This window comes from Phaeobacter sp. B1627 (assembly GCF_006265095.1).
Taxonomy (GTDB): Bacteria; Pseudomonadota; Alphaproteobacteria; order Rhodobacterales; family Rhodobacteraceae; genus Epibacterium.
The window spans coordinates 18,808-37,258 of record NZ_VCNK01000040.1 but is presented as its reverse complement, the minus strand read 5'-3'; the positions used below and the strand labels follow the sequence as shown (position 1 = coordinate 37,258).

Genomic DNA, 18,451 nt, shown 5'->3' with positions numbered 1-18,451 from the left:
TCCGCCGCCGGTTGCACCGGCTGGTGGCGATAGCTGCCGCTGGCCACGTTCGTCGTGCTGATCGTGTCCTCGTCGCTTTGTCCCTGCAGACGCACCTGGAACGTCAGCCCCTCGCAGGTGTCTGACAGACGCCCGTCCCAGACAATGCGGATCGCCGGGGCAAACGCCGCGCCGTCGTCGTTCTTCACCGTCTCACCCGCCACCGCAAAGCCGACGACACCGGCGTCGGTGGGCGTGATCGGCCCCACCGGATGCGCAGGCTCCGGCAGCTCCAGCCCCGGATCCGGGTCAAAGTCGCCGGGGTCCGTTTCGCGAAGCGACAGCGAGACGTTCAGCGTTTGCAGGTCATAGGCCGCCTCGGTGATGCGGAACACCTTCTGCGCATAGCCGTAGTCCTCCATCGACAGAGCAATGTTCTGCAGCGGGCGCAGGCGCGCAAACTCGCCCGGAAGCGGCAGCCGGTGCGAGCGGAACCGGCGGTTTTCCAGCAGCAGCGCATTGGCAAGCTGGCGCGCCTGTTCCGGGGCGTAGACCATCGGCAGGCGCAGCTCGAAGAGCTTCTGCCGCCCGTCCTCGGCGACCCAGTCCTCCTTGACGATGCTCTCCAGCGTCGAGGCCTCCCACAGCGAGGCGGGGCTGGTGTAGGTCGTGGTGACCGCATTGAAGGTGTGTTCAAGGCCGGGAAAAGGGTCATGCTGCCAGGTCTCGGTCACCAGCAGATCGTCATCGCCAACCTCGGCCGACACCGCCGCCGCGCTGCCGACCATGGGGAACCAAAGGCCGCCCATCTCGACAATCTGCGCATTCGCCGAGGCGAACAGCTCCTGCAGGACATCAGCCGGTGGATCTTCAAACTTGACTTCAAACCCGGCGGTGAACTGCGGCCGGTTGTCGGCCCCGATGCCCAGATCGCAGGCGTCCATCGCCTCCGACCACTCGGCAAAGGGCAGATCCCCGGCATCAAACCCGCCGCCCCAGACCCGTCCGTCTGGCAGGGTGATCCCGCGCAAGACGTTGTAGGCGATGACCATGGGGTTGACGGTCTGCGCCCAGGTGCCCGGATCGCCAAAGCGCTGCAGGCCAGAGCCGCCCGCCGTGCTGTCCTGGCGCGGATCATAAAGCGGCGGTCCGTCCAGCTCAAAGGCATAGCTCGGCACGCCGCTCGGAAACACCTCATTGGAGCGGTGAAACGCCAGGATCGCGTAGCAGGTGCCAGTCAGGATGTGATCCGGCGTCCAGGGCCGGTCCGCGCCGCCATAAATCCCGGTCAGATACGGCGAGGCCGCCGTCTGCCTGCCGTCGTAGAACCACAGGTAGCCGTAGATATTGCCGTCTTTCTGCTTGTTGGTGAGCGGGTAGCCCTGACCATTCACCAACCCGTCGGGCAGGTCCTGATAGGCCCCGTCGATGATCAGGCGGCGCAGGGACGCGCCCGGCACATCGCCCATCTCGACCACATGGGTCAGCCATTTGTTGTTCTCATCATAGCTGTTTTGATAGAGCAGATGGCCACGTGTGGTGAAGCGCCCCAGCACCGTCGCCTGCGGTTCGGTGCCCCCGCTTGTGGTATGGCTGGACTGAATGCCCGGCGTCTTTTGCTGGCGCTGCTGGATCTTCGCCACCAGGAGGGAAATCCCGGCTTTGACCAGCGACCGCAGGACGGCGGCCGTCGCGGCCGCAAAGGCGGCACCACCGCCGAAGAACGTCGTAATTGCTGCCGCAATCGTGCTGATCGGGTCAGCTGCGGCCGGTCCCGCCCAGAGCGCCAGCGCGAAGATCAAAAGCAAGCCGGTCATGGACGAAACACCCGCTCGGCTTTGCAGCGGCTGACGACGCTCAGGCCCTGCAGGGTCAGAACATGGATCTGCGGCCCGCCGATGATCCCAAGCGCCAGCTCGCCCGTTTCGCGCAATGCCGCAATATCGCCCAGGGCCGCGTCTGCGGGCTGTACCTCGGGCATCACGCTGGCGGCGAGGGCTGCGAGATCGGCATAGCCCTTGTCCCTCAACACCCGTTTGCCCTCTGCCAGCGAGCTGTAGCGCACGCCAAGCCGGGCGCGCACGTCCTGGCCGGTCAGCAGCCTATGCCACCCGCCCGCGAAGTTTGCACAATCCATCCGCCCCGGACGAAAGCCGGACCACCGAAGGCGGACGCCGCGCAGGTAGGCCAACAAGAGCGCGCCGCGATCCTGCATCAGCCCCCCCATGGCACTGTCCATTGGCCGGTGGTGTCGATGTATTCCCGGCCCCGATCATTCGGGTTGCGACGCTGCAGCTCGGCGCCGGAGCGCTTCAGCGGCAGGCCGAAGGTCAGCATGCGGGCGTTCGACACCATCACCAGCTCGGTGAAGCTGGCCCCGTTGCGTTTGCGCTCTTGCGGGGCCTGATTGAGGAAGCCTTTGAACCGGCGCTGCGGCGTGCCTAGGGGCGCGCCAGTGTCGATGTCGAGCGGGCAGGAATGGATTTGCACACGCGCCAGACGCGGTTCATAGGCCTGCAGAAGCCTCTTCACCTCCTCGGTGAAAGGCGGCAGCTTGACCCTGTAGTTGCGCACCTGAAAGCCCGGCTCGACGATGATCGGCGGCACATCGATCACCTGCCCCGCGCCAAAATAGGTGCGCAGCTCACCGTCGATCAGGAACTCCTGGTGGTCATCCCCCGACCAGAAGCCAATGACCTCCGGCAAGCCTGTGTCGCGGTTCCTGGCCTCGATCCACAGCAGAACCCGCGCATCGGTGCCGCGCCGTTCCTCAAGCTGGGATTGCGTTGCTGCGTCATACTGCATGGTCACCTCAGAGTCTGAACCCATTCAAAGGAGCCGCCCTCACTCAGGCTGGCGCGGCTCTCTCCGTAGTCTGCGGTCGTGATCCGTGCCTTCAGCACCGGCACCCCAAGGGTGACGGCCGCGCCGGTCTGCGCGCCGGGGCGGATGTAGGGGATCACCTCGATATTGCGGGCGACACCGTTGCCATCGGCAAAGCTTCCGACCACGACGCGGTGGTAGGCATAGCGGGTTGGGTTGGCCCCATAGCGGAAGCCCAGCAGATCCCCCGCCGAGATCTGGTAGCTTGCAGGCAGGCCCGAAATCCCCAGCTCGCGATTGTTGGCCGCAAGGGTGTCGATCACCGGGGCCGCTGCGCCCAGGATCGCAAGATCCGGATCGCGGATCGTGCCGCGCATCCGCGTGTCCCAGAGCAACAGGCTTGCGCCCGGTTGCTCCAAAAGCGCCAGCTTGGCCTCCACCGCCGCCCAATAGGCGTGGGTCTCCTTGTCCAGGACAATGCGCCCCCGCCAAAGCCGGGTGCCCATACCATGGCTGATCACCTCACCGCCGCCGGTCTCGGATGTAGTTTCCGAGCGGCCAAGGCGGCAACTGATCTTTTGAACCGGAAGGCCCGCGAAAAACTGATCAACGGCAAGTGGCCAGGACAGCGGCATCAGCCCACACTCCAGGGGTCATTTACATTGCGGTCGAAGGAGGACCGCGAGTGTTCCCGGTCGTAGGTCTCGGTCACCTCGACGGCGGTCTCTCGCGACTGCTGCTCGACCACCGCCTTGAAGAGCGGGCTCGGCTGGATCAGCACCCGCGACACGCCACCGCCGGTCCCAGCGCCCAACGGGCCGCCCGGCGGGCTTGGCAAGGGCGGCGCGGCGAAGGCCCCGCCATTGGCAAAGGCCGGTGCCATGCCGGGCAGCAACGCGCCTGCGTTGATGGCTTCCAGAAGGTGACGGTGCTTGCGCGTCGCTTTGGCGTTCACGAAGAATTCGCCGGGGCTGACCAGGACAACTTCCTTGTCGCTGCGGTCGCCGCCCTGCCCCGTGATGATCCCGCCGCCGGCCTTCTTCTGCACCCCAAACAGGCTGCCCAGAAGCCCGCCGCCATCAGCGGTGCCAAAGACCCCGGCCAGCGACCCATCGCCCAGCAGTGCCGCCTCAAGCACCGCAGCCGCAATGGAGGCTTTGACCCGGTCCCAGGCCGCAGCCGCGTCGTCGCCCTGCGCCTGCAGCGCCGTCAGCACATCGCCCATCGTGTCGCCGAGAAACGCGCCCGCCTGTTGCGTCGCCTCAATGGCCTGCTGTTCCTCAACACGCTCGCGGATGATCTTCTCCAGGGCTTCCCGCTCCGCGTCGGTGGCGGACTTCATGGCGTCCCGGTGGCGGATCATCTCCTGCAGAACAGGATCGGTCTCGCGCAGGATTTCGAGGCGCTCGGCCTCCCGGCGCAGCAACTCTTCAATCGCCTGGCGCTCGCGGTTGGTGGCCGCCGCGCCGCCACCGGAACGTGACTTTCGTGGGTTTGGCGGAATCGGCACAGGCGGCAGCCCCTGATCGCGGTAGATGTAGTCGGGATTGCCCGCTCCGGGGCTTTCACCACGCGGATCGCCAAAGCCCGGGTTGTCTCTCACGCGCGCCATGATGGCCGCGCCCCGTGCCGCGTGAAGCTGCTCCTTCAGGCGTTGCGCCTGATCTGCAGCCAGCGAGAGGTTCCCAGCTATATCGACCGAGGCGACGCCGTTCGCAGCGTCCCAGGACGCCATCATTTCGGCCTTGAGGTCATCGGTGATTTTCAGCTCGTTCACACGTTCCTGGGTCAACTCACGTTCAGCCCTCAGGCGCAGTTCGGCGACCTCGACGCTGCCTTCGCCGCTGGCCCGGATCGCCTCATTGATTTCGGCTTCCAGCCGAAGCTGCCGGATCGTGGATCTGGCCGTCGCTTCGATCTGCAGCCGCTTGCCGAGGTACACTTGAGCGTTCGCCACCAGCGACGACCACAAATCGCCGCCGGTCTCACGCAGATCTTCCCAGGGCTGGCGGATCCGAGCCCCAAAGACTTCCAGTTGCTGGATCAACGCGGCAAGCCCTTGGTAAAACTCCTTCTGCTGCTCGTTGAGTTTTCCAACGCCGCCACGCGCCTCAAGAAGCATATCGCGGACATCGAGCGCCGCCCGCAGCTTCGTCGCCGGGTCCTCCGACTTGCTCAAGATTTCTAGATTGTTGGCAAAGAGTGCGCCCAACTCGCGGGCCTTGCTGCTGATAGAACTCAGGCCAAGAAAATCCTGCGCGGCGGACCTCGACGTGCGGTCGTCCAAAAAGGAAAGATCCAGCACCAGATCGCGCACACTCTGAGAGATCTCGTCCAGCTCTTCCTTTGCTTCGAGCTTCGACATCAAGGCGAGGTCGCGCAGCACCGCGCGCAACTCAGGCGACGCCGAGCCAAACTTCCTGATCATATCCGCAGAACTCTGGAAGGCATCTTTCTGCCGGTCACCGAAAGCATCCACGGCGTCACTCATGGCCTTCAATCGGTCTTCAAAGCTCTCGGCCTCTTCCCCCGCGCTGGAGAGCCAGTTCACCAAAGCCGCGCCCGCAGCGATAGAACCAATGGTGATCAGGTTCAGCGGCGAGACCATGTTGAGGACCGCTTGGCGGGTCGCCCCCAAAGCCGCAGCCGCGCCGCGATTGCCGAACACCTGTGTAATCTGAGTGCCCTGCTGGATGGCAAGCTGCATGGGGTCCTGGCCCGCCGCCATCATCACGCCGATATCGTTGAACTGCGCCGTGAGGTTTGCGGCGCTGCCTGCGGCGAGCGCCTGCGATTGGTCGACATTGCGCAACCCTGCGATCCAACTGGCCGTATTGGACCGCAACGCAGACACGCGGGAGCGCGCACCCGACATTGCACGCCCCCACCGGGTCGTGGACTGGTTGACCTTCTCGGTGGAGGTCACCAGCTTTGCGTTCTCGGAACGCAGGCGTTGAAGCTCCGACTTTGCGTCGGAGCCGTCCATCAGGATCTCACCTTGCACGACAAACGTCATTGGCTACCTCTCATTCAGCGCCGTGCGCGCTGCGTCCTCTATGATGCGAAACCCGATCCATTCGGCGGGCGTCAGGTCCAGACCTTCCAACCGGAGGGTCGGCTCAACGGTCGCGTAGTCGAGACCAATCCAGAACCGGCTCCCATCGGCCTGCGCCAACGCGCGCCATTGGGTCTGGACAGCGAGAAAGGCGCTCAGGGATGGCAGGTTGCAGCGCCAGATCGCGGACTGTGCCGGGTCGCGGTTCATCGCATTGGTGTCGGGTTGGAGCCCAAACAGCGCCGCGTCCTCCAGCAACTCGTCAGCGCCGCTCGCCCCGGCGGCCAAAGCGCCGGTCGCCCAGGCACGACCAGCCCACCTCAGTTTCCCGAGCGATTGTCCGTCATGCCGCTGTAATAGGCCGCGATCAGCGCCAGCCGCACATAGGGCCGCTTCAGCATGTGTTCGCGGATCTCGTCGCTGTATGGGATCACCTCACCGGCCGTGTTCACCAGGTCTTCCATCCCGGCCAGCACTTCGCGAAGGGCCGCCTTGACCTTGCCTGAATCGTTCAGGGCCACGCCGTCCACCACCTCGTCATCCACCACATTGAAGGTGGCTTTGAAGGTCTGTTGCTCGTGCCCCTCGCCCTTGGGGACATTGACTTTGACGGTCCGGGTGAAGGAGGGGGTTTCGTCGATTTTGAACATGGTCTGCCTCTCGGATCAGGTGAGTGTCAGGGTGAATTCGTCGTTGCCGGATTGGGGCAGCGGCACGAGGCGCAGCGGCCATTCCTTCACGTTCTGCGCGGTCGACAGCCCCTGCGGCCGCTGCATCTGTGCGGCAGGTATATCCAGCGTCGCGATCTTGCCCGCGCCGGTGCCATGGACGAGCTGCAGCGCGGTTGCGCTTTGGTCGAGCGCCCGCTGGAACGGGTCAAAGGTGGTCAGCGGCACCGCCTCGACGGTGGTCTCGATGCTCTCCTGCCGGTCGCCCAGCTTGACCTCCTCGCGCCCGACCAGGAACCGCCCTTCGATCTGGTTGCCGAGGTCCATGGCAAAGGACCGCATCACCAGATCCGTGCCGTCGATCTCAAAGACCGGCGTGTTGCCCATGGTCACGACCTGCGGCATTTGCCAGGGCGACAGGTCTGCCGTGGGATAGGCAGCCTCGCTGGGCTTCACGAACAGGCCTTTGAAGGTGAACCGCAGTTTCGGCACCGCCTGCGCCTGAAGGTCAAACCGCACGTTGCCGCGCGCGCCCAGGATCACATAGCGGGTGCTGTCAATATGCAGGTGGATAGTGGTGCTTTCAGGGTTCTGAGTGATCGGGTTATAGACCACCGAAGCGCCCGCATTGACGGTTTCCGCCAGCCCGCATCCGCGCAGGAGCGCGCCCCAGGCGGGCACCGTGCCAGCCGTTCCGGACGGCGCAAGTTCCACATCAAACGAAATCTCGCTCATCAACTCGGTCGGGATCGTGGCGTCTGCGCCGAAGTAGGGCCGTTCCAGGTCGCGTGAAACGTCGGTGCCTTCCATGGGCTTGAGCTGCACGTCCTGGGCAAGAATGGCATTGGCCGCGCCGCTTGGGGCCGCGTCGGTGCCATAGGTCACCTCGGCTTTGACCAGGAGGATCTTCTGCTTCCAGTTCAGGGACATTTAAGCCTCCTTTTTTGCGCTTTGAGCGGCAGAGGTCCGGGGCGGTCTGGGCCGGGTCGTCGCCTGTTGTTTCAGGGCACCGTCACGCTGGACGGAATAGCTGCCGCCCGAGGCGGGCAGTTTGGGCTTTGGGGGTGTGCTCGGCTTGGTCATTGCACCGTGATCCTCAGTTGGTCGTTGATGGAAAACTCGATCATGTAGAACAGCGCCCCGCCGCCCACTCCGGCGAGATCGCCCCGGCGCAGCTCGAAGACACCGAACGGCGAGCCCGGCGACCAGCCCGCCAAAGCCTCCAGCACCTGCCCGATGATCGGCCGCAGTTGCCCCAATGCCCTGGAGCCGGTCTGGTCGTGGGAGCGCGCAACCAGCAGAACGCCGATGGTCTCGGAATAGACCTGCGAGAAAATCCCGGTGGCGTCGTTTGCCCGTTGCCCCTGAAGGCCAAGCGGGATGACAAAGGCGGTCGAGGTCTGCGGCAGCCCTCGGTCCTTCAGCAGACGGGTGAAATCCACGGCAGTCTCGATGCGCCCCGCAAAATCGGGCACCCGCGCCTCTAGGCGATCCTTGATCGCGTCCAGCATCAGATGAACCCCTTCAGGCTCTGTCCGGTGAAGGGGCGTTCGCGGTCGGTGGTCAGCACGCCCTGGCTGCCGCTGGTCTTTGGCTCCACGCCCGCGACATCGAGGGTGATCACGCCCTGAGAGATGTCCTTGAGCTGCCGCACCGCGTCCTTGTAATCGGCGGCGATCTTTTCCGGCGCGTCATAGATATGCAGGTTCCAGATCGTGATGGCCCGGCTCAGGGCGGATACCTGGGCGGGGGCCTCGGCCAGCGGGAGCTGATAGCGCCCCTTCAGGTAGCCGTCGATCATGGCGTCCGCATCGGCAATCGCCTGGGTCACTGTGTCCAGATCAACCGCGCCGGTCGCGACCCCGCCGCGATCCGTGAGAGAGATCAGCATGCCTTCGCCGTAGCGGTCAGTAAGCTGGTCAAGGGTGGTATAGGTCATCTGCCTGCGCTCCGATGGGCGAAAGGTGATGCTCCGGCGACCCGAGGATCGCCGCCGGAGCAAGGCCCTGTTTGCCAGGGCAAAGCGGCTCTTGGGGCAGAGCTGGCCGCTTAGTCGGACACGCCTTCGACGTGGATACTGGTAATCAGGCGGCGCTCGCGCTTGAGCGCCAGTTCCTGATCCGCGCTCAACTCATCGAGCGGGATGTCCACGGGGTCGGCCCCGAACTTGCGCCCGGCCCGGCGGAACCCCTTTTCCGGCCCCACGACGCGCAGGAACTTGCGGCCGTGAAAGGCCGGTTCAGCCGTGTCTGTCCCGCCCGATTGCTCCGCGTTTTCGCGGGAAGCGGCGACACCGGCCAAGGCGTCCTCGAAGGCGTTGCCGCCGTCGTCGCCCGAGGGCGCAGCCTCGGCCTCTGCCACCAGTTCGGCGAGCTTGGCCGTGGAGAGGTTGGGCGCGAAGTCGAGCTTCAGCTCTGCCGCGCGCGCTTTGAGGTCATCGCGTTCACTCATCGCTCCGCTCCCTACGCCAGCCAGGGAGTGTTGAGTATCTTGGCGGTGCCCTTCCACTCGTTGGTCTCGCCGCCAGCGGCGAATTCGGAATTGAGGATCTTCAGCGCCGCGCTCTCATTGCTCGGCCCCACCACCAGCAGGCTCGGGCGGATCCCCAGCGGGCGGCCATGGTCGCCTTTCATGCTGGACAGAGCAGCACGCGCCTTGGCGTAGTTTGCGGCCGTCAGCGGCTGCCTGGACCCCCACGCCATCTGCCAGAAGCCAAAACCGGTATTGAACCGGGCGTCCGCGCCGTAGATGAATTCCTTGTTCATGAACACGTTCTGGTCCGTCAGCCGGTCCATGTTCACGAACTCAAAGTCCTTGCGGCGCTGCAGGATGATCGGTTTCAACGCGCGGGTGTCGTCGATCAGGAACCACGGCGCATCAGACCCGCCATCGGTGTTGGCGACGGAGGTCTCGTTGCCGTTCTCGTCCAGGACAAGATGGTCGCTGTCAAAGAAGGGCTGCCCGTCATAGCAGACCATATCGAAGCCCTTCTTCAGTGTATCGCCATAGACCAGAAGGTCCTTCTTCGCACCGGTCGACGCGCCCATCTCGGTGAACAGGGGCGCATAGATCCCGAGGTTGTCGGTCTCAATGTCGTCACGGTCGACGCCGATGGTCAGTTCCCAGGGCTTCTCCGCGATGGAGTAGTCATGCTGGGCGAGGTTCTGGATCGCACGCGCGCCGATCCATTCGCGGACGTTGGGTATTTTGCCCAGCCAGCCGTATTTCTGCTCCTTCGTCATCGACGGCACTTCGGTCGCGACGCTGGTCCAGTCGGAGGACGCCTGCGCCAACCCGTTCTGGAAGTTCTTCTTGAACCCGACCCGAAGCGCGTCGAGGTTTGCTGCGTTAACGAGCATATGTCAGTCCTTTCAGGATGCTTTGGTCAGGGCTTCGTCGAAGCGAACCCAGACGCCGTTTGCGTCCACGCCATCGATGATCCCGGCAGGCGAGCGGGTGGTCGCGCCATCCGTCCTGGCGACGGTCTGGTCATCCACCACAAAGGCCACCGCGCCGATATCGGCGAAGGTGATTTCGTCCGCGCCTGCGGAATTGGCGAACCGGTAAATGCCGGGGCGATAGGTCAGGTCTGCGTCGCCGTCCCCGCCCAGGCGGTTGTCCACCCGCGCCTCCGCCCGGCCCACGCCGACCAGCCCAGTCGCGGTGTGGCCTTCGTGCAGATAGCCGTCAGCCGCACGCAGCACGATGGACCCGGCATAGATCAGGGTGCTTGCGGCCACCAGTCCGTGGCGCAGCTCGCCATCCTGGCGGGGGGTGTTGCGATCAGTCGTCAGCGCCGTCATTTAAAGGCCCTCCTGCGCTTTGCGCTCTTCTTCAAGCACGGTTTGGTATTCCTCGCAGGAGAGCCCCAGAAGGCGGGCAGCGCTCTGCTGTTCGGCGTTCAAGGTGATCTTTCCGTCGTCGCTCGGGGGCGTGAGATGGGCGACGCCGGTGCTGTTCAACAGCGGCAGACCAGCGATCTCCTTTTCGACGCGCGCGGCATCTTCCTGGTGCATCGAGACGTAGTGATCGCGCAGGGATTTCGGGATCATGCGGCCCTTCTTGATTTCCCCATCGATGAAGGCCTCCGCCTTCTCCTTGGAGGCGCTGCCCTGCAGTGCGGTGAGTTGCTCGGCCTGCAGGGCGATGGTGCCCTGCAGCTCAGTCAGCGCGGACTGAAGCGCCACCACATCCGGTGCCCCTGCGGTCGCCGACTTTGCCGCCGCGACCACATCGCCCCCGGCGTCCACGCCGAGAATGGTCGCAACCTCGCCAAGCTGGGATTGCGCGGCACTCGCGCCGTCACCGCCCTCGCCCCGCGTCTTGATCGCGGCGATGACCTGATCCTCGGTGGCGTCGTCACCAAGACCGGACAAAGCCGCGAGCTGTTTCAGAAACGACATGCTGTCGTCCTCCTTCTCAAAGTTGAGCGCAGCCATGCCGCGCAGGTTGGGGCGGTTCACGAGCGAAGCGTTCAGCAGCTTTTGAACCCTGTTGTTGCTGTCATGTCGAAGAACCGGGGAAATCCGTCGATAGGCCTGATCGGCCACAAGCCGCGCGCCCTCTGAGGTCCAGCGCACCCGCCCCCAGATGCCGTCCTGGCGGGCCTGCATCTCAGTGATCCAACCGCGCGCGGGTGCGTCCCCGCCCGCCTTGGCAGCGGTGAAAGACGCGTGATTGACGTCGATCTCGATTTCGTCCCGGCCTTCAAAGCTGGCCTCAATCACGGCTTGCGGGTCCGTGATCTCGTATGGGCCACGCGCATCAAAGGTCTCGATGCGCCCGGCCGGGGTCAGTTGGATCCATTCGGGAACGCCTGCGTCGTCAGTGACAGACGGGAGTTCCTGGGAGGCCATCATGGCGATATGTGATGCTCTGCTCATGCAGCCATCTTCGCGAATGGCCCAAACGCAAAACACCCGCAGCGATGTGCGGGTGTTTTGGGTGGTTTGAAGATGGTGTTGAAGTGACCCTAGCAGAAATTGCAATCAGCTCAAACGTCGGTGAAGCGCAGCAACTGGACTTTCTACGGGCCGCGAACAGTCCAGAGCGGTTCCATGGCGCTAGACGCAAATTTGCGTCAGCCGACCTTCGCTGCGCATGTCGCGAACTCACACACAGCGGACAGAGAAGGCTTTCGCTGCGGAAGCGCCAGGGTCTGGTGCGAGAAAACAGCCAGCAAGAAGCATGGAAACCAGACAAGCAAGGATGGCTCTTGACACTGCCTACTCAACTGAAATGCTGTGCCATGTAGTGGGAACCAAATATGCGGGTTTTGATCTGTGCTTAGCGGTGCAAAAATAGCCAAGATTGAAGCGCGATTGGAAGCTTTGGAGGCAGAAAGCGCAGCCAATCGCGTTTTGTGGCTCTGCATTGCAACGTCACTCTCGGCAGAGGATCGCGAAGTTCTGGCTATGGCGATTTACTCGGCAAAGGCCAGTTGGGACTCGAGTGACGATATACCGGAAGGGCACAAAGCTGCTTTGACGCGCGTGACTGAAATGGTTGCTGGAGGGGTCAATCTGGCAGATGAGTACGGAGTAGAGTGAAGCGGGGCAAAGTGAGCCTTTTTGTCAATTGCTCCAACGAGCGTGTTTGTCAGGCTTCTACCTCTTTGACGAAATAGTCGCGATTAGCCCCTGCCATCATCAGCGTCTTTCCATGCGGGATTTGTGCGTCCCTAGCGCGATTGTAGACCCCTATCGGGTCTTTAGTCCTGGGGTCAGCGCTCAATGCATCACGAGCTTGATCGCGTCGATGTTCCTCGCGCATGTCGATTATCTGAAAAGGATCATAGAAACGATTGGAGTTTGATCGAAGACAAGAACCGATCAGAGCGTCATCATCTAAGTCTCGGCACATAAGCCTCTCTAGAAAGAGACGCAGATTAAGGCTCTTGGGAACTCGCAGCTGATTCAAAATGCTACCGTCGTTTGCGTACCGGATGATCAAATATTCAGTCTTCCTAGCCATATTACCCTCTTCAACTTTCGGCCCACCGATCTTTGCTACGAACAAGATAGCTGACATTCGTTCCGGACACAGCATCTGACACTTTGGGCTCTCACCTGCCGTTAGCTGCATCCTTGCCGGATAGCGGCTATGGCGCTGCGGCCATACGTTGCAAAGTTCACAACTGCGCTTAGCCGACCTTGATGCCAGACGCCGGGCACGTTCTGCGGTCACTCCAGCCCGCCCAGCCAGTCCTCCAGTTCCTCGACAATCGCGCTGCGGTCGCCCTCGGAGACCCCGAGGAAGGGACGCGGCGGGATGTTGCCCCAGGGGATCGAGATGGTCGGGGTCGTGTCCCCGAACCCCTTGCCCTCATATGACCCGAAGGCCCCTTTCTGCGCTCCGAACTGCATCACAGCCGCCTGAATTGCGTTGCTGCCCCAGGACAGACCGGCAGAGCTGGCTTGGTAGTGGAGCTGCTGACGCAGCTCACCGCTCTTGTTCAATGGCTGGGGGCCAAACCGGACTCTGCGCGCGGCGTACCGCGCCAGGGTGGTTTTTGATCGGGGCGCGAAGGGCTTGCCGTCAGGTTGCTGCCCCTTCAGCATCCGATCCTGCGTCGATTGCACCAGAAGCTCGCCCAGATCCTGCATCACGGGCGACAGGTCGGAGAGCTGCGTTTCAAGCTGCTTTAGGCGCAGTTCAAACCCGTCTTCATTGAATTTCAGGGTGTACATGGCTTTTCTCCCGACTGCAGGCGTGACGCGGTGACACTCTCCCGGTCGTAACGCGATCTTTGGGTCGGAGCGCCATGTGGGGTGCCAGCTTGCTGGATCGGGAGGCCCCACCGTCTGCCGTTTTCAACACAGTGTCGCGCTCCGCTTCCAGGCGTTCAAAGCTCAATCGCCCCTCTTCATCAGGCGGATCAGGTCCTGATCTCGCGTCCAGGCGTCCTGGCTCAGGCGGCGAACGCCGGTGACGAACAGCCCCTGCCCTGTCCTTGTGGCCTTCACCACCAGCACAAGCCCCGGCTCGCCCGGATCAGCTCGGACAAAGATCATGCTGCTGTCGCCGTCCTGCACCTTTTGGGTGGCGAGGTTCACGGTGGCCTGCGCCTGTGCATAGTCTTCCAACGTCAAGCCCGGGTGACGGCGACGCTGGTTGCCGAGCGTCTCGGCCGACAGCTCCGCAATCCGGCGCCGTGAGCCGATCCGCTCGGCGTCATCGCCGGCCAATCGCGCCAACGGCCACGCCCCGCGCGGATTTTCAAACCAGTCTTTGAACGGTCCTTGAAGCCAGTCGCCGATCAGCTCCTGCGAGGGCTGCGCCTGCAGTTTTTCGAGCTTGTCACGCAACGCCAGGATCGTGTCAGCCGCGCTTGCGCCTGGGGCATAGTCCCAGCCCTTGTCGATCCCTTTTGGCGTGCCCGAACGCGGGTCACGCGCATTCCAGCCTGTCGGCAGCGCCACAGCCGGATTGCCGCCGCGCCGAATTGCGGCCTGCATGGACCGCGCGCCAAAGACCCGGCAGGAACACCCCCAGCCGTTCGGCGGAAACCAAACCATCCAGAACGGATGGTCGGCGGGCAGGATCAGGCCATCGAGCGCCAGATGCTCCGGGCGCGGATCATGTGATCCCCCATGACGGTAGACCCAATATTTGAAACCGCCCTCGCGGAGCTGCGCAAAACGCCCGGCCTGATAGGAGACGCGCATATTGGTGCGGTAGATCACGCGCATGCGCCAGGCTTCGCCGCCCGGCGTGCCCTCGCCCGTCCAGCCGTGCCAGCCGTGGCGTTCCACGATCTCGCGGAAATCACGCTGGAACGCCTCAAACCCGGTGCCGTCCGCAATGGCTTTTTCCACGGCCCCGCCAAGGTCAGAAAGCAGGTCAGCCTTGGTCGCGCCCGCCACCATGAACGCCCGATCATGCGCGCTCCTGGTGATGTCATCCCACCGCGCGGTGGGCACCAGATCGCCCAGGCGAAGCCGGAAGGTGGCGACCTGCTCGGGGAACGGTTTGCGGAAGGTCGCCGCCAGCTCAGCCATCCGCTTCGCCCTCGACCATCGCCCGGCCGCCGGAATGCGCCGCCAGATCCGCCAGCGCGAGCGCCTGATGCAGCTCGCTTGCATCGAGATCGCCGTAACCTGCCAGCAGGGTTTCGCGGAACTCTTCCAGGCTGGAAGACGCCCGCAGCATGGCCTCGATCCGTGCCAGCATCGACGCCATGGCCTTGCGTCCGTCCGTTTCGAGGCGCGCCGCCAGACCAGCCTCTGGCGAGATCGGCGCAGAGCGCCCCTCTGAGGCCTCTGCTGCCCGCTCGGCCCCAACGCCCCCTAAAACGCCGAGATGCACATTCAAACGCCCTTCAATTTCGCTCTGTGGCGCTGCTGGGCCTGTTTCGGTGGGTGCCGGGGCAGCTTTCGGCGAGGTTTGAGGCGTTTTCTCCGATTTTCCGCCAATCACGTCGTCTGTTTCGCCCGGATCGGACAGGCCGAACTTGGCCCGGACTTCTGATTGCTTGACCCGCAGCCCCCGCGCCACCAGCGGCGACAGGGCTTTTGAGAACGACGCGAGGTCTTCCTCTTCCGGTCGGCCGACCTTCAGCCGGGGCGCTGGCGCGTCCACCCCGTATTCGAGCTGCACCCAGGGGCGGATCAAATCGCGGTTGATTATCGCGCCCAACTGCTTGGCGTCGGCGCGCTCGATGTCTTCTTGAACCTGACGGTGTTCCTTGCCGGATCCCAGGCCACCAGTTTCCGCGTCGGTGGTCGAGGTCTGCCCCAGCACCAGCTTTGACGTCTGCTTGTCGAGCCAGTCGCTCCGGCGTTCGTAGTGATCGGTCGACGCGCCGATGCTCTTGGCCTCCTGAAACTCGATCATCATGCTTTCTGGAATGATGGCCGCACAATCGCCCGCAATATTCGCCACCGCGCGAAACAGCGTCTTGCGGTCCTCTTCAGAGGTCCCCGGCCCGTATTTGCCGATCCGGAGCGGCTGCCCGTAGGTCTGGGTGAAAATCGCCCAGTCGCGCTGGGTGAACGCCTTGAACAGCCACGCCCACAACGCAACGCGCGCCAAGCCCGAGCGAAGCGGCAGGCCCGACTTCGCCTTCATCGGCGCATAGATGTATTGGAACGGTGGCAGGATCTCCTCCTCGCCGGTCTGTGGGTTCAGCATCCGGGGTGTTTTGAGATCCCTGCGATCAAACCGGAACCAGCGCGGGTCGCAGTATTCCAGCGCGGCGGGTTCAAACTGACCCTCGGACGTGTCCCACCGGATGTGGGTGAAGCTGTACCCTTTGCCGAGCGCATCGAGAATGTCGAACAGCTCCTCCGTCAGCTCGTCACGCTTCAGCCAGGTGCGCACACGCTCTGCGATCTGTTCAGCCAGATCGCTGTCGTCGCTGGGCTCCACCGTAATATCGAGCTGCGAGACGGAGCGGCGGCGCGTTCCCAAAACCCCGAGATAATGCAGATCCCGCTCTTCAATGGTCTCGGCCAATTCCAGATAGCGGATCGGGTCGCCCGCGTCGGCCTCACGCAGGATCGACGCCAGCCGCTCCGGGTTCAGCCCGTCGCCCGGATATCCGGTCAGCGGGCTGCGCACGCCGCCGATCATCGAGGGTTCTTCGTGTTTTGCCAATTCGGCGCGGCGCACCGGGTTGCCCCAGCGGTCCAGCACTTGTTTGGTGTGTGCCATGTTTCAGCCCTTTGCCGTTGAGGTGTCTAAAGACCGCCGCGCATTGCGGTGCCGAGCGGAGGGTTCCACCAGGGGCGGTTCAGCGCGTCCTGTTCATCTGCAGTCCGACCCGGCCGACCGCTGTGCGGCTCTCTGTTCTGGTTGTTGGGCACCGGGGTGTAGTCGATCTCGACCCAGCGCATACGCGAGGCGAAATGGGCGAGAGCGAGAGCGATGGCATAGTCGCCGTGGCGTTTCTTGCCCTTGGCGTCCGCCTCGCGGATCTCTGGCACGCGGGGAATGCCACGCACCTTCTTGACGGCCCGAAGATCGCTCATGTGTGCATCCCAGCGGCCAATGGAGATTGTCGCCTCTTCAAAGGCGGTCTTCAGCGGCGGCATGTTGATCCGATACCAGTCCTGCGAGAATTTGATCGCCCAGACCATGCCGGGGCTGTCGTCGCCCTCCTTCAACCCGAACTTGCGCCCGACATCCTCGGCCACGGTCCAGCCCATGCCGGTGGCGTCGAAGGCCGCGCCAACGCAGCGCGTGCGGATGCGCTCCATGACCATGCCGACAATGAGCTTCTGCTCGTTGCCGGGCACGTTGCGCATCTCGATGGAGAGCGCCTCGCGGCGATGCATGTTCTTTTCAATGGCCAGCAGGGTCAGCACCGAGAGGTCAGAGACGCGGGCGAAGTCGAAACCAAGCGCATAGAGCACGTCCAGCGGCAAGGCGCTCAACACCTCCTCCAGCCGTTCCAGGAACGGGTGCATCAGATCCTGCTGATCCGCATTGATGCGGTGCAAGTAATCGTCGGGCAGCTCCAGCTCCAGGCAGGGGGCCTCGGCATTCATGCGCGCCTCGATCAGCGGCGCGGACAGCCAGGCCCCGGTCCCGGCCTTGGCGATGCAGTGCAGCTCCTCGTCGGCGTCGTCGCCATAGACCGCATGGGTGCTGTCGATCCATTTCTGCTTGCCCATCGGCGCGCGGCCCTGGGCGCGCTGGATCAATGCAATGCGCTCATAAAGCCCCGCATCGACCGCATCGTTGAAGGTGACGCGCACGACTTTGGCGGTGTCACCCTTTTCCCCCTCGTTGACCTGACGCACCAGCACGTTGAAGGCGTTGGCGTCGCCGTCATGGGTGGAAATCACCAGAACCTTGCCGCCCCACATCAGCAGGGCGTTGGCGGCCTTCAGCATCTCTTCCAGCTCATCGTGAAACGCGGCCTCGTCGAAGATCACATAGCCCTGCCTACCGCGCAGCGAGCGCGGCTTGGAGGACAGCGCCACGATCTCGAACCCGGAGGCAAAGCGGATGCGGAACGCCTGAATATCGCGGTCCTCCTTGCCGTCGTCCTGGTCCTTGAACAGGAACTCCTGCACCGAACTGGCGGCGGGCATGAAGGCCTTCGCCCACATGGCGCAAGTATCGATAAACTCCCGCGCCATATCGAGGTTGAAGCCGATGTATAGGGTATCCATGCCGCCTTCGGCCCGTGCCAGACCGGAGGTCAGAACACCATCGGCCCCGACTGCCCAGGTCATCCCGATCCGGCGCGATTTCTCACAGACCACGAATTGATAGAGCGCGGTCGTTTGCAGGAGCTGCTGCTGATAGGACAGAAGCACATGCGGCAGCTCCATGCGCTCGTCCAGCACCTCCGGCAGCATGTGCCGGTCGGCCGCACGCTGCGCCGCCCAGTCCGCGTCTGAAATGGCCTCGGTTGCCGTCATGCGCTCACCCCGAGAATATCGGCCTTGATCGACGCCACGGTGTCCTTGGTCATGCCGAGCTGATGCGCCTTCTGCTCGATTTCCCCGGCGAGGCGCTCCCGTTCCTTGCGCGCGATACGCCGCTCTTCGTCTTCGCGCAGGCGTTCGCGCAGCCCGGCGGACTGCATCAGGTCCTTGAGCATGCGCGACAGATGCGCGAGGCTCTTGGGATCCCACTCGGCGTCGTCCTTCTCAGCCACAGAGTTCATCATCTGGAATGCGGCTGTCGCGATCATCTGCATCAGCACCTTGTGCATGGTGCTTTCCTGCTCGATGTTGAGATCCCCAAGCAAGGTCTCCGCCATTGCAAAGGCGTCCCGCTGATCCTTGAGCAGCTTGGAATATTCGCCCACGGCTGACTTGCCGATACGGATCTCAAGCCCTGCCTCATCGAGCCAGAAATTCAGGTCTTCGGTGATCTCGACAATCCCGCCAAAGCCGCGCTCCTGCAGGGCCATGGAAAGCCGCTGACGAAATTCCAGCGGGATCAGATCAAGTTTCTTGGGGGGCGGCAT

Annotated in this window: 21 protein-coding genes; 1 reads left to right on the top strand and 20 read right to left on the bottom strand. The window is 63.6% G+C overall.

The genetic code is table 11. The annotated features are described in order from the left end of the window. The 14 genes from FGE21_RS17960 to FGE21_RS17895 form a co-directional block, all read right to left on the bottom strand. A partial coding sequence (locus tag FGE21_RS17960) for a phage tail protein (protein WP_218062791.1) occupies positions 1-1,796 on the bottom strand: 1,796 nt, incomplete at its 3' end. Beyond that, positions 1,793-2,206 carry a hypothetical protein gene (locus tag FGE21_RS17955; RefSeq protein ID WP_139664791.1) on the bottom strand — a complete coding sequence of 138 codons (414 nt, stop codon included), beginning with the start codon at positions 2,204-2,206 and terminating at the stop codon, positions 1,793-1,795. The genes FGE21_RS17955 and FGE21_RS17960, both read right to left, overlap by 4 nt. After that, positions 2,194-2,808, bottom strand: a complete 615-nt coding sequence (locus FGE21_RS17950) for a hypothetical protein (protein ID WP_255731655.1) — start codon at positions 2,806-2,808, stop codon at positions 2,194-2,196. The genes FGE21_RS17955 and FGE21_RS17950 overlap by 13 nt, the downstream gene beginning before the upstream one ends. Continuing rightward, positions 2,787-3,437, bottom strand: a complete 651-nt coding sequence (locus FGE21_RS17945) for a hypothetical protein (RefSeq protein WP_139664790.1) — start codon at positions 3,435-3,437, stop codon at positions 2,787-2,789. Before FGE21_RS17945 ends, FGE21_RS17950 begins: the two co-directional genes overlap by 22 nt. Then, positions 3,437-5,818, bottom strand: a complete 2,382-nt coding sequence (locus tag FGE21_RS17940) for a phage tail length tape measure family protein (protein ID WP_139664789.1) — start codon at positions 5,816-5,818, stop codon at positions 3,437-3,439. Before FGE21_RS17940 ends, FGE21_RS17945 begins: the two co-directional genes overlap by 1 nt. 3 nt (positions 5,819-5,821) lie before the next feature. After that, positions 5,822-6,145: a DUF1799 domain-containing protein gene (locus FGE21_RS17935; protein WP_255731654.1), complete on the bottom strand. Its 324-nt coding sequence runs from the start codon at positions 6,143-6,145 to the stop codon at positions 5,822-5,824. Positions 6,146-6,177: 32 nt separating this feature from the next. Beyond that, a complete protein-coding gene (locus tag FGE21_RS17930; RefSeq protein WP_139664788.1) occupies positions 6,178-6,507 on the bottom strand; it encodes a hypothetical protein in 330 nt (109 codons plus the stop codon). A 15-nt stretch (positions 6,508-6,522) separates the two neighbouring features. Then, positions 6,523-7,455 carry a phage tail tube protein gene (locus FGE21_RS17925; RefSeq protein ID WP_139664787.1) on the bottom strand — a complete coding sequence of 311 codons (933 nt, stop codon included), beginning with the start codon at positions 7,453-7,455 and terminating at the stop codon, positions 6,523-6,525. 149 nt (positions 7,456-7,604) lie between these two features. Then, positions 7,605-8,036 (bottom strand): hypothetical protein, encoded by a 432-nt coding sequence (locus FGE21_RS17920; protein WP_139664786.1) that lies wholly within the window; start codon positions 8,034-8,036, stop codon positions 7,605-7,607. Continuing rightward, positions 8,036-8,464 carry a gp436 family protein gene (locus tag FGE21_RS17915; protein WP_139664785.1) on the bottom strand — a complete coding sequence of 143 codons (429 nt, stop codon included), beginning with the start codon at positions 8,462-8,464 and terminating at the stop codon, positions 8,036-8,038. The genes FGE21_RS17920 and FGE21_RS17915 overlap by 1 nt, the downstream gene beginning before the upstream one ends. 110 nt (positions 8,465-8,574) lie before the next feature. Beyond that, a complete protein-coding gene (locus tag FGE21_RS17910; protein ID WP_139664784.1) occupies positions 8,575-8,976 on the bottom strand; it encodes a hypothetical protein in 402 nt (133 codons plus the stop codon). Positions 8,977-8,987: 11 nt separating this feature from the next. Continuing rightward, a complete protein-coding gene (locus FGE21_RS17905; protein ID WP_139664783.1) occupies positions 8,988-9,884 on the bottom strand; it encodes a Mu-like prophage major head subunit gpT family protein in 897 nt (298 codons plus the stop codon). 12 nt (positions 9,885-9,896) lie between these two features. After that, positions 9,897-10,328 carry a hypothetical protein gene (locus FGE21_RS17900; RefSeq protein ID WP_139664782.1) on the bottom strand — a complete coding sequence of 144 codons (432 nt, stop codon included), beginning with the start codon at positions 10,326-10,328 and terminating at the stop codon, positions 9,897-9,899. Next, the gene (locus tag FGE21_RS17895) at positions 10,329-11,408 is read right to left on the bottom strand and encodes a phage protease (RefSeq protein ID WP_255731653.1); all 1,080 of its coding nucleotides are present in this window, start codon (positions 11,406-11,408) and stop codon (positions 10,329-10,331) included. A gap of 399 nt (positions 11,409-11,807) precedes the next feature. Between FGE21_RS17895 and FGE21_RS17890 the strand changes: the two genes are divergently transcribed. Beyond that, positions 11,808-12,074: a hypothetical protein gene (locus FGE21_RS17890; protein WP_139664781.1), complete on the top strand. Its 267-nt coding sequence runs from the start codon at positions 11,808-11,810 to the stop codon at positions 12,072-12,074. A 49-nt stretch (positions 12,075-12,123) separates the two neighbouring features. On the opposite strand, the gene FGE21_RS17885 is transcribed toward FGE21_RS17890, so the two are convergent. The 6 genes from FGE21_RS17885 to FGE21_RS17860 form a co-directional block, all read right to left on the bottom strand. Continuing rightward, a complete protein-coding gene (locus FGE21_RS17885; protein WP_139664780.1) occupies positions 12,124-12,498 on the bottom strand; it encodes a hypothetical protein in 375 nt (124 codons plus the stop codon). A 209-nt stretch (positions 12,499-12,707) separates the two neighbouring features. Beyond that, positions 12,708-13,214: a phage virion morphogenesis protein gene (locus FGE21_RS17880; RefSeq protein WP_139664779.1), complete on the bottom strand. Its 507-nt coding sequence runs from the start codon at positions 13,212-13,214 to the stop codon at positions 12,708-12,710. Positions 13,215-13,376: 162 nt separating this feature from the next. Beyond that, complete coding sequence (locus FGE21_RS17875; RefSeq protein ID WP_139664778.1) at positions 13,377-14,525, bottom strand: phage minor head protein; 1,149 nt, start codon at positions 14,523-14,525, stop codon at positions 13,377-13,379. Next, positions 14,518-16,179: a DUF935 domain-containing protein gene (locus FGE21_RS17870; protein WP_139664777.1), complete on the bottom strand. Its 1,662-nt coding sequence runs from the start codon at positions 16,177-16,179 to the stop codon at positions 14,518-14,520. Before FGE21_RS17870 ends, FGE21_RS17875 begins: the two co-directional genes overlap by 8 nt. 26 nt (positions 16,180-16,205) lie before the next feature. Beyond that, the gene (locus tag FGE21_RS17865; RefSeq protein WP_139664776.1) at positions 16,206-17,897 is read right to left on the bottom strand and encodes a terminase large subunit domain-containing protein; all 1,692 of its coding nucleotides are present in this window, start codon (positions 17,895-17,897) and stop codon (positions 16,206-16,208) included. Then, positions 17,894-18,451 (bottom strand): phage protein Gp27 family protein, encoded by a 558-nt coding sequence (locus FGE21_RS17860; protein ID WP_139664775.1) that lies wholly within the window; start codon positions 18,449-18,451, stop codon positions 17,894-17,896. The genes FGE21_RS17865 and FGE21_RS17860 overlap by 4 nt, the downstream gene beginning before the upstream one ends.